The 13,110-nt window shown below is 62.6% G+C and carries 10 protein-coding genes; 2 read left to right on the top strand and 8 right to left on the bottom strand.

The genetic code is table 11. The annotated features are described in order from the left end of the window. Positions 1-101: 101 nt before the first annotated feature. Both L6D82_RS00785 and hutC read right to left on the bottom strand, forming a co-directional pair. A complete protein-coding gene (locus L6D82_RS00785) occupies positions 102-671 on the bottom strand; it encodes a HutD/Ves family protein (RefSeq protein ID WP_085746393.1) in 570 nt (189 codons plus the stop codon). Further along, positions 668-1,378: a histidine utilization repressor gene (gene hutC / locus L6D82_RS00780; protein WP_170844914.1), complete on the bottom strand. Its 711-nt coding sequence runs from the start codon at positions 1,376-1,378 to the stop codon at positions 668-670. The genes L6D82_RS00785 and hutC overlap by 4 nt, the downstream gene beginning before the upstream one ends. A gap of 146 nt (positions 1,379-1,524) precedes the next feature. On the opposite strand from hutC, the gene L6D82_RS00775 reads away from it, so the two are divergent. Then, positions 1,525-2,889 carry a formimidoylglutamate deiminase gene (locus tag L6D82_RS00775; RefSeq protein ID WP_236187867.1) on the top strand — a complete coding sequence of 455 codons (1,365 nt, stop codon included), beginning with the start codon at positions 1,525-1,527 and terminating at the stop codon, positions 2,887-2,889. Between the two features lie 173 nt (positions 2,890-3,062). On the opposite strand, the gene L6D82_RS00770 is transcribed toward L6D82_RS00775, so the two are convergent. Then, positions 3,063-3,632 (bottom strand): lipocalin family protein, encoded by a 570-nt coding sequence (locus tag L6D82_RS00770; RefSeq protein WP_085746391.1) that lies wholly within the window; start codon positions 3,630-3,632, stop codon positions 3,063-3,065. Positions 3,633-3,663: 31 nt separating this feature from the next. Next, on the bottom strand, positions 3,664-3,918 hold the full coding sequence (locus L6D82_RS00765) for a hypothetical protein (RefSeq protein ID WP_007952486.1): 255 nt from the start codon (positions 3,916-3,918) through the stop codon (positions 3,664-3,666). Positions 3,919-4,200: 282 nt separating this feature from the next. On the opposite strand from L6D82_RS00765, the gene L6D82_RS00760 reads away from it, so the two are divergent. Then, entirely contained in the window at positions 4,201-6,093 is a 1,893-nt protein-coding gene (locus L6D82_RS00760) for a methyl-accepting chemotaxis protein (protein WP_207252705.1), read from the top strand. Positions 6,094-6,295: 202 nt separating this feature from the next. On the opposite strand, the gene L6D82_RS00755 is transcribed toward L6D82_RS00760, so the two are convergent. The 4 genes from L6D82_RS00755 to L6D82_RS00740 all read right to left on the bottom strand — a co-directional run bounded on the left by L6D82_RS00755 (position 6,296) and on the right by L6D82_RS00740 (position 13,065). Then, the gene (locus tag L6D82_RS00755; protein WP_236187866.1) at positions 6,296-6,898 is read right to left on the bottom strand and encodes a DUF924 family protein; all 603 of its coding nucleotides are present in this window, start codon (positions 6,896-6,898) and stop codon (positions 6,296-6,298) included. Between the two features lie 3 nt (positions 6,899-6,901). Next, on the bottom strand, positions 6,902-7,912 hold the full coding sequence (locus L6D82_RS00750; RefSeq protein WP_007952492.1) for a class 1 fructose-bisphosphatase: 1,011 nt from the start codon (positions 7,910-7,912) through the stop codon (positions 6,902-6,904). Between the two features lie 195 nt (positions 7,913-8,107). Next, positions 8,108-9,472 carry a DUF3999 domain-containing protein gene (locus L6D82_RS00745; RefSeq protein WP_236187865.1) on the bottom strand — a complete coding sequence of 455 codons (1,365 nt, stop codon included), beginning with the start codon at positions 9,470-9,472 and terminating at the stop codon, positions 8,108-8,110. After that, on the bottom strand, positions 9,469-13,065 hold the full coding sequence (locus tag L6D82_RS00740; RefSeq protein WP_236187858.1) for a DUF2339 domain-containing protein: 3,597 nt from the start codon (positions 13,063-13,065) through the stop codon (positions 9,469-9,471). Before L6D82_RS00740 ends, L6D82_RS00745 begins: the two co-directional genes overlap by 4 nt. Positions 13,066-13,110 lie beyond the last annotated feature (45 nt).

The following is a 13,110-nucleotide window of genomic DNA, read 5'->3' as shown; positions in this document are numbered from 1 at the left end:
GTAACAAGTTGGTGCGCATTTCGGGAACGTCGGGACGAAAAAAAACCGCTGCGTTCAAAGCAGCGGTTTTTGATCGTTCCCACACAGAGCGTGTGAAGGAATCAGCGTGAGGACAGTTCGATCACGCAGCAGCCGGCATTGACGGCAATCTCGGTCAGCCCGGTGTTACCGTCCAGTTGCAGGCAGTCATGGCGGCCGAGTTGCGAGGCGCTGTCACCGACCGTGACCTCCAGCAGTTCACTGACGCTGAAGACCAGCACGGTGCTCGCCGAACTGAAAAACCGCTGTTCGCCGTCCAGCCATTGCAGGCGTGCGCTGTAACGCTGGGGTGAGTAGATCAGGTTGAAGTCGCGGATTGCGCCACCGAGCAAGGTGCAGGACACCTGGCTCTCGCCGCTGAAGGCAAACGGGTCGAGGGGTAACAACGGCCGGGTATCGTCGCCATCGACACACAGGGTCATGCCGTCGCCCTGCAATACCGTGATCACTCGCTGGTAACCGGCGAAGGTCGAAAAGCCGCCGGATTCGGCGATGTCGGCAATCGACAGACGCCAGCCAAAACCGTCGAGACCGGCGCCGGCGTCACGGGTGATTTCCTCGGTGCTGCCGCCGCCGTTTTTCCACGGCATGCGAGGGTAGCCTTCGGCGCGTAATACCTTCAACTCTTTCATTTATGAAACCGACCTTCCAGACGATGACGAGAACCGGGGTGGATCAGGCGCGCCGCCGTCACCGGCTGACGACCCGACCACGTACGACGGCGGATCAGCAGGCACGGCTCGCCTTTTTCGATCTGCAGCAATTTGCATTCGGACGCTTCGGCAAGGATCGCTTCGACCACGTGCTCGCCTTCGGTCAGCGGCGCGACCTGGTTCAGATAGGCGTAAGGCGTTTGCAGGGTGAAGTCCTGCTTGAGGTATTCCGGGGCGACCAACGCGTTGACGAAACGGTCTTCGATCTGCACCGGAATGTCGTTTTCGTAATGCACGATCAGCGAGTGAAAGACCTTCTGCCCTTCGCGCATGTCCAGCGCCAGCGCACGTTCGGAACCGGCGGCCTCTTCTTCCAGTGTGATGACCTGACAGGTGTGGCGATGGCCACGGGAGGCGATTTCGTCCGCGATGTTGTGCACTTCGAACAGCGCCGACTGGCTCTTCGGTTCGGCGACAAAAGTGCCGACGCCTTGCATGCGCACCAGCAGACCGTCGGCGGTCATTTCCCGCAGCGCGCGGTTGATGGTCATGCGGCTGAAACCCAACTGGCTGACCAGCTCGCTTTCCGACGGCACGCGGTAATGCGGCGGCCAGTTACCGCTGTCGATCTGCTGGGTGATCATCTGTTTGACGCGGGCGTACAAGGGCGCCGGACTGTCGCCCATGTTCGCGGCCAACGGGGAGACTGGAGGCGGAGTCGGCACGGTGGATCCCTGTTCATTGGATGAAAGTTGCTAGCTTGCCGGAGTTTACCGGGCAGGCAAACGTCTGTATATGTATATACAAATAACACACGATGGGGTGCTGAACCATGTCCGCCTTCTTTGCCGAACGCGCGCTGCTGCCTAACGGATGGGCCAACAATGTACGTCTCGAGGTCAGCGCCGATGGCGTGTTGACCCGAATCCAGGCCGACTCCACTGCAGATGGCGCCGAACGGCTGAGCGGTCCGCTGCTGCCGGGGATGCCGAATCTGCACTCCCACGCGTTTCAGCGAGCGATGGCCGGACTTGCAGAAGTGGCCGGCAATCCCAACGACAGTTTCTGGACCTGGCGCGATCTGATGTACCGGCTCGTCGGAAAAATCAGCCCCGACCAGCTCGGTGTGATTGCCCGTCAGCTGTACATCGAAATGCTCAAGGCCGGTTACACCTCGGTCGCCGAATTCCATTATGTCCACCACGATCACAACGGCCAGCCTTACGCCGACCCGGCCGAACTGGCGTTACGCATCAGCCAGGCGGCCAGCTCCGCCGGTATCGGTCTGACATTGCTGCCCGTGCTCTACAGCCACAGCGGTTTCGGCGGCCAGACCCCGAACGAAGGCCAGCGCCGCTTCATCAACAGCACCGAAAATTACCTGAAGCTGCAATCGCGTCTGCAACCCCTGCTGGCGCAGCAAAAGGCGCAGTCGCTGGGCCTGTGCTTCCACTCGTTGCGCGCGGTCACGCCGCAGCAGATCAGCGAAGTGCTGGCGGCCAGCGACCAGCAATGCCCGGTGCACATCCACATCGCCGAGCAGCAGAAGGAAGTCGATGACTGCCTGAGCTGGAGCGGTCGTCGTCCGCTGCAATGGCTGTACGAAAACACCGAAGTCGATCAGCGCTGGTGCCTGGTGCACGCGACCCACGCCAATCCGGAAGAAGTCACGCTGATGGCCAAAAGTCGCGCCATCGCCGGCCTGTGCCTGACCACCGAGGCCAACCTCGGCGACGGGATTTTCCCAGCGGTGGATTTCATCGCTCAGGGCGGGCGCATGGGAATTGGTTCCGACAGCCATGTGTCGTTGAGCGTGGTAGAGGAATTGCGTTGGCTGGAATACGGCCAGCGTCTGCGCGATCAGCGACGCAATCGCTTGTATGGCGCGGATCAGCCGATGGTCGGCCGTACGCTGTATGACGCGGCGCTGGACGGTGGCGCTCAGGCGCTGGGCCAGCCGATCGGCGCGCTGGAAGTCGGCAAGCGTGCCGACTGGATTGTGCTCGATGGCAGCGATCCCTATCTGGCCACGGCCAGCGGTGACGGGATTCTCAATCGCTGGCTGTTTGCCGGTGGCGATCGCCAGGTGCGCGACGTGCTGGTCAACGGTCAGTGGGTCGTGCGCGAGGGGCGACATGCCGGGGAAGAGGACAGCAATCGCGCCTTTACCCAGGTCCTGCGAGACCTTTTGGGCTGACACAAAAAAACCTGTGGGATTGTCCTCCACAGGTTTTTTTCACCTCTGTTACTGATCGTTCCCACGCTCTGCGTGGGAATGCAGCCCGGGACGCTCCGCGTCCCAAAAGCGGACGCAGAGCGTCCATTGAGGCATTCCCACGCGGAGCGTGGGAACGATCAGAACAGGAGAAGTCAGTTGGACGTCTTGGCCATCTGCTGATCCGACGTGCGCCAGATCAGACGCGTGGTGTCATAACCCTGCTGACGCGCCTTGCTCAGCAGTTCCTCACGCACCACACCGTTGACGGTCGGCGTGCGGGACAACAGCCACAGGTAGCGACGACTCGGGTCGCCCACGAGGGCGGTCTTGTAGTCATCGCTGACGTACAGCACCCAGTATTGACCCTTCGCCACACCCGGAATCAGACGCGAGAACCAGGTATCAAATTCGACCCACAGCTTGTCGGTCTTGCCCGGCACCTGTGGATAAGCCGTGCCTTTGACTTCTTCCCACGTCCAGTCCGCCGTCAGGCAGCGGTTGTACACCGCGATATTGCCGTCGGGCTTTAGGGAATAACGGGCTTCGGATTGCGCGCAGTTGCGCTGGAAATACATCGGCAGACGCGCCAGTTCGTACCAGGTGCCCTGGTAACGCTTGAGATTGACACTGTTGACCGTCTTCGGCGCCAGCGGATCTTCACCGGACGTGGCGCAGCCGGCCAATACCAGGCCGGCCAAAAGGACAAGCAATAACCGCTTCATTGTTTTTCTCCCGTGGGCGCGTAGCCCCGGTTTACTTCAGGCCTTGGCCGGAAAACATCAGCACTTTGTCACCGGCGTACTGCACGCTGATAAAGCTGTTCTTGTCGCCCCAGGTGCAACTGGACATGCCGAGCGCGCCCGAGCAATCGGTGGGCTTGCCAAGCAGCGTCTCCACTTCGGCCTTGGCCATGCCGGCCGAGAGCTTCGAATAGTTTTCCTGATTGACCTTGCTGCATGCGGCCAACAGCACGCAAAACGACAGCAGGGCGATAGATCGCAGCGACATGGTGTAACTCCTGGAACGGAAGGGGGATGGCATGGCGCCAACCAGAAGCTTAGAAGAGAAAACCCCTGTCTGGTTCCCTGAAAGGCTGGCTATTTGTTAGCCCGCTCGTCCGGCTTTCGCCGGTAAATCAGACAGTTTGTAAGGCTATTGAGCATTTCGTCGCATTTCGTAAAAGGCGCCTAATCTTTGGCGCGCCGTGGTCGAAATAAGAGCAGCGCAAAGCCCGATAGTGTGGCAAATTGCCGCCCTTTCTTGACCAGCCCCTTCGCGGTAGCTCACTTAATGACCAGAAACATGAAATTCAGCCACAAGATCTTGTTGGCTGCCGCCCTCGTGGTGGCCGTTGCGTTCGCCTGTTTCATTTTGTTCAACGACTATCGCCAGCGCGAAGCCCTGCAAAGCAGCACCGAAGCGTCGATGCAGGAACTGGGCAGCCTGACCACCAGCAACATCCAGACCTGGCTGGAAAGCCGCATCCAGTTGCTGCAATCGATGGCGCAACAGGTTGTCGCCGACGGCAACGCCCCGGCCAGCCTGAAACGCATCATCGACCTGCCCGCCTACACCGGCAATTTCCAGCTCAGCTACTTCGGCGGCGCCGACGGCGTGATGTTCTCGGTCCCGGCCGGCAACCGCGCGCCGGATTACGATCCGCGCGCCCGTGGCTGGTACAAGGCAGCCAACGCTGCGCAACAGACCATCGTCACCGAACCGTACATCGCCGCCTCGTCGGGCAAACTGGTGATCACCGTCGCCACCCCGGTGCAGCGCCAGGGCCAGATGATCGGTGTGGCCGGCGCCGACATTGATCTGTCGAGTGTCAGCGCAATCATCAACTCGCTGAACTTCGGCGGCCATGGCCACGCGTTCATCGTCGGTGCCGACGGCAAGATCCTGATCCACCCGGACAGCAAACTGGTGCTCAAGACTCTGGCCGAGGCCTACCCCAACGGCGCACCGAAAGTCAGCCCGGGCCTGAAAGAAGTCGAGTTCGACGGCAAGACCCAGTTGATCTCCTTCACCCACGTCAACGGCGTGCCGTCGGCCGACTGGTACGTGGCGCTGGTGCTGGACAAGGACACCGCGTTCTCGATGCTCAGCGAATTCCGCACCTCGGCGCTGATCGCCATGGTCATCGCCGTGGTGATCATCATCGCCCTGCTCGGCATGCTGATCCGCGTCCTGATGCAGCCGCTGCTGACCATGGGCCGCGCCATGCACGACATCGCCGAAGGCGAAGGTGACCTGACCAAACGCCTGACCATCCACGGCCACGATGAATTCGGTGCGCTGGGGCTGTCGTTCAACCGTTTCGTCGAGCGCATTCACACTTCGATCCGCGAAGTGTCTTCGGCCACCGGGCAAGTCAACGAAGTCGCCCTGCGCGTGGTCGCGGCATCGAACTCATCGATGTTCAACTCCGACCAGCAGGCCTCGCGCACCAACAGCGTGGCCGCCGCGATCAACCAGCTCGGCGCCGCCGCCCAGGAAATCGCCCAGAACGCCGCCCTCGCCTCGCAACATTCCAGCGACGCGCGCAGCCTGGCCGAAGACGGCCAGCAGGTTGTGGATAAAACCATCCACGCGATGCAGCAGCTGTCGGCGAAGATCAGCGACTCCTGCGGCAACATCGAAACCCTGAACAGCAACACCGTGAACATCGGGCAGATTCTGGAAGTGATCACCAGCATCTCCCAGCAGACCAACCTGCTGGCGCTCAACGCCGCCATCGAAGCGGCCCGTGCCGGTGAAGCCGGTCGCGGATTCGCCGTGGTCGCCGACGAAGTGCGCAACCTGGCGCACCGCACCCAGGATTCGGCGCAGCAAGTGCAGAAGATGATTGAAGAGCTGCAAGTCGGCGCGCGTCAGGCGGTCGGCATCATGACCGAGAGCCAGCGTGAGAGCGAAAGCAGCGTCGGCATCGCCAACCAGGCCGGCGAACGTCTGGGCAGCGTGACCCAGCGCATCGGCGAGATCGACGGCATGAACCAGTCGGTGGCGACCGCGACGGAAGAGCAGACAGCGGTGGTCGAGTCGATCAACGTTGATATCAACGAGATCAACACGCTGAACCAGGAAGGTGTGGAGAACTTGCAGGCTACTTTGCGGGCTTGTGCGGATCTGGAGCAGCAGGCTGCTCGGCTGAAGCAGTTGGTGGGTAGCTTCAGAATCTGAAGATCAAGAGCTTACCCCCTCACCCCAACCCTCTCCCCCAAGGGGGCGAGGGGAAAGGGAGCCGATCTCTGTCGCTTTCCAGACCTGAGTTCAACTCGGTATTTCAAGTCAGCGTAACTCGAACATCCAACTCGGTCAGTCCCCTCTCCCTCCGGGAGAGGGTTAGGGTGAGGGCTGGTTTTTCAGGTTGCCGAAAATCGCCCTAAAACCGCGAACCCGGCTCTTTCAAAAACTTCAGTTCCTCAACCGTAGACTCCCGCCCCAACACCGCATTGCGATGCGGAAACCGTCCAAACCGCGCAATCACCTTCTGATGCCGCTCGGCATAATCCAGGTTGTCGGCAAACACCCCGCGCTCCGCTTCCGGCTGTTCCGCCACCAGTTCGATGAATCGCGAGACCGCTTCATTCTGCACCGCGAGGTTTTCGCAGTGTTCGAAGACGAGGTAGATGAAGAGTCGCTGGATCGGTTTCAACTGCCGATCGAAATCTGCGGCAATCCCCTGAGCAACCAGTTTCTGCGCCCGTAGATCGCCGGAAAAAGCCTTGGGCGTATCGCGAAAGATCATTCGCGGGAGTTGGTCGAGCAGCAGCACCACCGCCAGCCAACCTTCGGGACATTGCGTCCACTCGGTCAATTCGCCAGCGAGGGCCTGATCGACAAAGACCCCGAAACGCTCACGCGCTTCGAGGTCCTGGCTGTCTTTCTTGCCGAACCACAACCCGCCCTGTTGCGCCGTCACTTCAGTAGCCGATTCGGAGTGACCGAACCACCAATCGAGCAACGGCTGCCAGGGCGCGTTCATGGTTTATTCCTTGTGGTAGGCCGTGGCGCGGGCGACTTCTTCTTTCGAGCCGAGGAACACCGCTACGCGCTGGTGCAGGCCTTCAGGCTTGATGTCGAGGATGCGCTGGTGACCGTCGGTGGAAGCGCCGCCCGCCTGTTCCACGAGGAACGACATCGGGTTGGCTTCGTACATCAGGCGCAGCTTGCCCGGCTTGGACGGCTCGCGGCTGTCGCGCGGGTACATGAACAGACCGCCACGGGTCAGGATGCGGTGCACGTCGGCAACCATCGCCGCGACCCAACGCATGTTGTAGTTCTTTTTCAGCGGGCCTTCTTCACCGGCCAGCAGCTCCGAAACGTAGCGCTGTACCGGAGCTTCCCAGTGGCGCTGGTTGGACATGTTGATGGCGAATTCCTGGGTGGATTCAGGAATGGTGATGTCTTCGTGGGTCAGGACGAAGCTGCCCATTTCGCGGTCCAGGGTGAAGCCTTTGACGCCGTGGCCCAAGGTCAGCACCAGCATGGTTTGCGGGCCGTAGATCGCGTAACCGGCGGCAACCTGCTGAGTGCCTGGCTGCAGGAAGGCCTTTTCATCCAGCGCTTCGTTCTGGCTCAGGTATTCGTTCGGGCAACGCAGCACGGAGAAGATGGTGCCGACCGGGGCGTTGATGTCGATGTTCGACGAACCGTCCAGCGGGTCGAATACCAACAGGTAGGCGCCTTTCGGGTATTTGCCCGGGATCTGGTAGGCGTTGTCCATTTCTTCGGACGCCATGCCGGCCAGGTGACCGCCCCACTCGTTGGCTTCGAGCAGGATTTCGTTCGACAGCACGTCGAGCTTCTTCTGCACTTCGCCTTGCACGTTTTCCGTGCCCATGCTGCCCAGAACACCGCCCAGGGCGCCTTTGGACACGGCGTGGCTGATCTCTTTACAGGCACGCGCCACCACTTCGATCAGGAAGCGCAGATCGGCAGGAGTGTTGTTGCTGCGGGTCTGCTCAATCAAATAGCGACTCAGGGTAACGCGGGACATGGACGGCTCCGGTGGAATGGGGGGCTAAAAACCCGCGCAGTTTACAGGGAGTCTGAAACCGTAGCGAGCAATGACGCCCGGTAACATGCGTCGGGTGCAATTCCTGCTATCAGACGTGATCGAACCGAGAGAGTTCAGGCACCGGATTCAGCGTAGTTGGAAACCCGACGGGTGTAGAGGCCACACCCGTCATATTCACGATTTGGCCGGCGGCTTGCGCAGCAGACTGAAGGCCATCGCCGCCAGAAACAGCACACTGAGCAGCAACACCGCCCACAGGCCGAACTTCTTCCAGTTGGTGTCCGCCGTGGCCGAGGTGGTGGCCGTCGAAGTCTGGGTCGCCAGCGCGTCGCCCTGCACCGTGGCCTTGCCCAATGTGGCCAGTTTCTCCGGTTTGAAATCGGGGATCAGCGTGGTCAGCGGGAGGTTCGCCGTCTTCACGGTCGGATTGCCCAGCGCCAGGCTGTACGGCCCGTCACCCCGGGCGAGGAAGATAACCTGAGTGGCGCGCACCGCGTATTTCACGCTCGGCGCCTGCTCGCCTAGACCGCCGCCGCGTTCGTCGACCGTCAGTTTCAACTGCTGCACGGTCTGCCCGTACAGCTGCAATTCGTTCTGCACCACGTCCTGGCCGTTCTGGGTCAGGCGATAGAGCAAGCCGCTGCTCAGCGGTTGCCACGGCAGACTGCTGTCGCGACGCCCCGACAACGTCACCGGTGCCAGGCTGTTGGCCTGTTTCAGTTCGACCTGCACCCGCTCGATGTTCAGCCCCATCGGCAACTGCCAGGTGTATTCGCCGGGCTTGCCGCTGCTGCCGGCCAGCGCCGGCGACCAGACCAATGGCAGCGGCAGGTTGCGCGGGTCGCTGCTTTTCAGTTGCACCGACGTCAGGACCGGCGCCGAGGCCGGTGAATCCCACAGCAGACGCAGATACCGCGCCGACTGCCCCGGCAGCGCCACTTCATGTTGCTCGACCCGTTCGTCGGCAAAGGTCAGGCGCGCGACCTGGCCTTCGCCCCAGGCCTGCCAGTGCTGCAAGTCGTCGCTGGCCTCGATGCTGAAACGCTGGAAGCCGTCGCGCTCGCTGGTCCAGTCGAGGATCAATTGCTGCAACGGCGCCTTGATCGCGCTGGCATCGAGCAGCCAACCGCGCAGCACTTCCTCGCCCGCTTCCAGTTGGCTGGACGGCTGCACTTCCACCAGCGTACCGGTGGTGGTGGATTGCACGCGGACGCTCGGCGCGCGCTCGGTGGCATCCGCCGAGTTGTACAGCGGGAACCACTTGACCTCATGCAACCGGCCGTCGTCGCGGGTCTGCGCTGATTCCCGGGCCAGCGCGTAGGCCTGTGGCTCTCCGGCGGCGTTGAACACCCGCAGGTCGCTGAGATCAGTCTGGCGCGCCTGCAACTGCACGCTCAGCGGCAGTTCGAGGCGATACCAAGGGCCGGGACCACTGACCGCCAACGGCACCTGCGCGGCGAAGTCCGCCGGTTTTTCCTGGGCGCCGGCCGTCATGGCCACGCCCAGCAACAGCCACCCGAGATTAAGCTTGCGACTCAAGACGACACTCCTTCGGTTTCCGGGGCCGATTTGTCCGCCGCCGGTACAGCTTCGACGCGTTTAGGCGGCAGCGGCGCAAAATAGCCCACCACCAGCAGCAACACGCCGACGCCGATGAACGAGACAATCCGGGCCAGTCCGCCACGGTTGCTCAATTCGACAAAAATCAGTTTGGCCACCACCAGCGCAATCAGCGCCGCGCCGATCAGCCACACTTCGCGGCGATGACGCAGGTGCCCGCCGATCATCAGTCCGAGCGCCATCAGCGTCCAGACGATGGACAGACCGGCCTGCACCAGCATCGATTCGAGCAGCAGATCCAGCTCGAACGGAATCCCCGCCCAATGGTGCGCGGCGCGGGTGACCAGCGCAGTGCAGAACGCAAACAGCGAAACACCGGCGATCAGTTGCGTCGCATAAGCCGCGTAGTCCTGGCGGATCGACAGCTCGGCAACGGCGCTGCGCGACCAGACGTAGACACCGAACAGTGCAAACAGCAGACCCAACTCCAGCGGGTTAAGCAGCGGCACATAAGGCAGCGGCTCGGCATTGCCATCGCTGACGCCATTGGCCAGCCAGAACCAGACCAGCATCAGCACCGCCAACGGCGCCGCCGCGTACAGGCGATATTCGCGAGGGAACGCCGCCACCGGCCACGGCCACTGACGCGGCGCAGCCATCAGCAACAGATACACACTCGGCAGAATCGCCCAGCCCAGCCAGCGCCAGGCGTTGTACTGCTCGGACAACAGCAGCAGGCCGTAGCGCAACTCCAGCGCCAGCACGCCGATCAGCAGCCAGCAACCGAGCACATGGGCCGTGCTCAAGGCCCGCGCCGGCAGCATCGGTGCCAGACGCCGCAGGCTGATGAAATGCACAACGAACACCGCCGCCCACGCCAGCCGGCCGAAATCCGCCGCCGGGTGATAACGCGAGTGCCACGCGCCGAGCAACACCAGCCCGGCTGCCGGAATCAGCAAGGTGCAGAGTAGACCGAGCGACGGCCATTTCAGGCGCAAGGCCAACACCGCCCACAACGCGACGCTCAGCGCGGCGACCAACAGCAACAGCGTCGCTTGCAGATTCAGCGGCGCAAACCGCAGCACTTCGCTGACCCACGCCAGCGCCCACCAACCGGCGCCCCACACCAGCAACACTTCCGAAAGTCGCTGCAGACTCAGCACATCGAACGCCGAGGCGTGATTGCCCAGTTGCAGGCGCCATGCCCCGATCATCGCCGCCAGGCCCAGCACCAGCGGCGTCCAGAATCCGCCATGGGCCAGCGGTCGCAGCCCCTCGCTGGACAACGGCCCGAGCAACTCGGGGCCGGCGAGCAGAAACGCCGCGCCGCCGATCAGTTGCAACAGCAGACCGAACACAAAACTCACGCGCTGCTTGAGGTACAGACTGAGCCAGATGATCAGCAAGCCACTGGCCGCCCACACCGCGCTCGCGGTCTGCCACGGCAGCACAAACAACACCGCCAGATTGATCAGCACCAGACCCGCCAGCAGCACCACCGACAAACCGCGCAGCAGGCGAACATCGCTGCGCACCATCTCGTCGCGCGCCGCCAGCAGCATGCCGGCGATCAGCGCCAGACCGATCAACGAGGCGCTGAGCAAACCGCTCCAGCCAGCGCTGAACACGGCCGCCGAATCCTCGCCCGCCCCTTGCAGGCGCAACAGGAACAACGCTCCGCCGAGCAGTTGCACGGCAAACGCGGTGAACAGGAACGTGCGCGATTGCAGGCGCAAGCCGACGAACAAGGTCGCCAGCCCGGCCAATGCCCAACTGATCGCCGTGCCCTGAATGAAGAAGAACAGCGGCGCCAGCAGATACAGGAAGGTCAGCCCCAGACTCGCCAGCACTGGCAGCCCTTGGCGCTCCCACGGCGAGGTTTGCTCCGGCAATGCCTTGCGCAATTGGTAGAAGCTGAATAGCAACGCCGCGCCGAGCATCAATGCGCCCAGAGGCGCTCCGTCGAGCAGGCTGCTTTCGCCGACACGTAACTGGCTGAGAAACGCCAGCGCCGAACCCAGTTGCAGCAGCAACGCGAAGGCCCGGGCCAACGGCCGTTGCTGACGCAAGCCCAGCCAGAAAATTCCCGCACCCTCCACCGCCCAGGCCGCGGACGTCCAGCGCGCATCCAGCCCCAGCGGAATCGCCAGGCTGGCGAAAATCACCCCGAGCGCCAGGCAAGTCTCGCCCAGCAACATCGCCCGACCGCCCATCAGCACTTTGGCCAGGGCCATGTAGATCATGCCCAGCGCCAGCGCACTGAACGCGGCAGCGAATTCAAGATGCTGGACCAGCGCGAATTGCAGGCCGAAACCCACCAGCGGCGGACCGAACAGCATCGTGCCGTCGACGTAATCGCCCTTGCGCGCCGACCAATGCAGCAGCGCCTGGCGATCGTCATCCGCCGGGGCGTCCGGCATGTCCAGCAACTTGCGCCGGGCGAACAGCAGGCCGATGGCCAGATACATCAGGAAGAACAGAATCAGGAACGGTTCGGTGCTCCACAGCAGTTCCGGCGTGTACGAACGCAGGCCCCAGGCGAAACCGATGCCGAAGGTGCCAACGAAGCCGATCAGGTTGAGCAGGCGCCAGGCCTTGAACCAGGCGATGGCCAGGATGCCGGCGTTGAGCAGCGCGAAATAACTGAATAGCGCGACGTGGTTGCCGGCGCCGGTGGAGGTCAGGATCGGCGCGGCGAAACCGCCCAGTGCGGCGACGCAGGCCAGGGCCAGGGAATCCTGGGTGATGGCCAGAATGGCCGAAAACACCGTCACTGCCACCAGCAATCCCAGCGCGGCAGACGGATCGAGCAGCGGGTGCAGGCGCATCGCCGCAAACACCGTCAGATACAACACCGCGATCCCGGTGCCTTGCAGCATCAAAGCGTAGCTGTTGTTGCGATGGCGCAACCACCAGCCCAATGCCAGCAAGCCCAGCGCTGCCGCTGCGACCCCGGCGTAACGCAATTCGATCGGCACCACCATGCCTTCGGTGGCGTAGCGCAGCAGGAACGCCAGACCGAAGAACAACAGCACCACACCGACCCGCAGCACGGTATTGCCACCGAACAGCCAGTTGCGCGCAGCGCTGATGCCGCGTTCGATAAGGTTCGGGCCACAAGGTTCGGCGGGTTGTCGGGGTTCAGGTTCAGGCGTAACGGCGTCCAGACGCCAGACATCGACCGGCAGCGGCTGACCGGGTTCGCTGGCGGCGACGGCGACAGGTTCGAGTTCGGGTGGCAGTTCCCAGACCAGCTCGGGTTCTGCGGCAGCGGGTTGTTCAAATACCGTGACGGGTTCAACGACTGTTTCGCTGGCCGGCGCGACGCTCGGCGGCGCTGGCGAATGCGCCGGAGCGCCCTCCAGCAGAAACAGACGCTGTTCGACGCCCTGCAACGCAATCTTCGCGTGATCCAGCTGACGCTGTTGCTCGGCAGCCTGCGAACCGAGCCGGGCAATCCGCATCGCCTGCCCGATGGCGAGCCCCAGCAACGCGCCCAACAGTGCATCGCTGAACGACTCGTCGAGCAGCCAGCCGAGCAGCAGCCCGATCAACATGAACATCCATTGCATGGTCGATATCCCTGAGCAGCCCCGTGGCGGGGCGGAACCAAGGCT

It is taken from the genome of Pseudomonas paraglycinae, assembly GCF_021601625.1.
In the GTDB taxonomy this organism is placed as follows: domain Bacteria; phylum Pseudomonadota; class Gammaproteobacteria; order Pseudomonadales; family Pseudomonadaceae; genus Aquipseudomonas; species Aquipseudomonas paraglycinae.
This window is presented reverse-complemented; position numbering and strand designations above follow the sequence as displayed.

Bases quoted from the DNA above. Each gene is read 5' to 3' on its own strand.
- L6D82_RS00785 (WP_085746393.1), bottom strand. From the start codon at position 671: ATGAAAGAGTTGAAGGTATTACGCGCCGAAGGCTACCCTCGCATGCCG.
- hutC (WP_170844914.1), bottom strand. From the start codon at position 1,378: ATGGGCGACAGTCCGGCGCCCTTGTACGCCCGCGTCAAACAGATGATC.
- L6D82_RS00775 (WP_236187867.1), top strand. From the start codon at position 1,525: ATGTCCGCCTTCTTTGCCGAACGCGCGCTGCTGCCTAACGGATGGGCC.
- L6D82_RS00770 (WP_085746391.1), bottom strand. From the start codon at position 3,632: ATGAAGCGGTTATTGCTTGTCCTTTTGGCCGGCCTGGTATTGGCCGGC.
- L6D82_RS00765 (WP_007952486.1), bottom strand. From the start codon at position 3,918: ATGTCGCTGCGATCTATCGCCCTGCTGTCGTTTTGCGTGCTGTTGGCC.
- L6D82_RS00760 (WP_207252705.1), top strand. From the start codon at position 4,201: ATGACCAGAAACATGAAATTCAGCCACAAGATCTTGTTGGCTGCCGCC.
- L6D82_RS00755 (WP_236187866.1), bottom strand. From the start codon at position 6,898: ATGAACGCGCCCTGGCAGCCGTTGCTCGATTGGTGGTTCGGTCACTCC.
- L6D82_RS00750 (WP_007952492.1), bottom strand. From the start codon at position 7,912: ATGTCCCGCGTTACCCTGAGTCGCTATTTGATTGAGCAGACCCGCAGC.
- L6D82_RS00740 (WP_236187858.1), bottom strand. From the start codon at position 13,065: ATGCAATGGATGTTCATGTTGATCGGGCTGCTGCTCGGCTGGCTGCTC.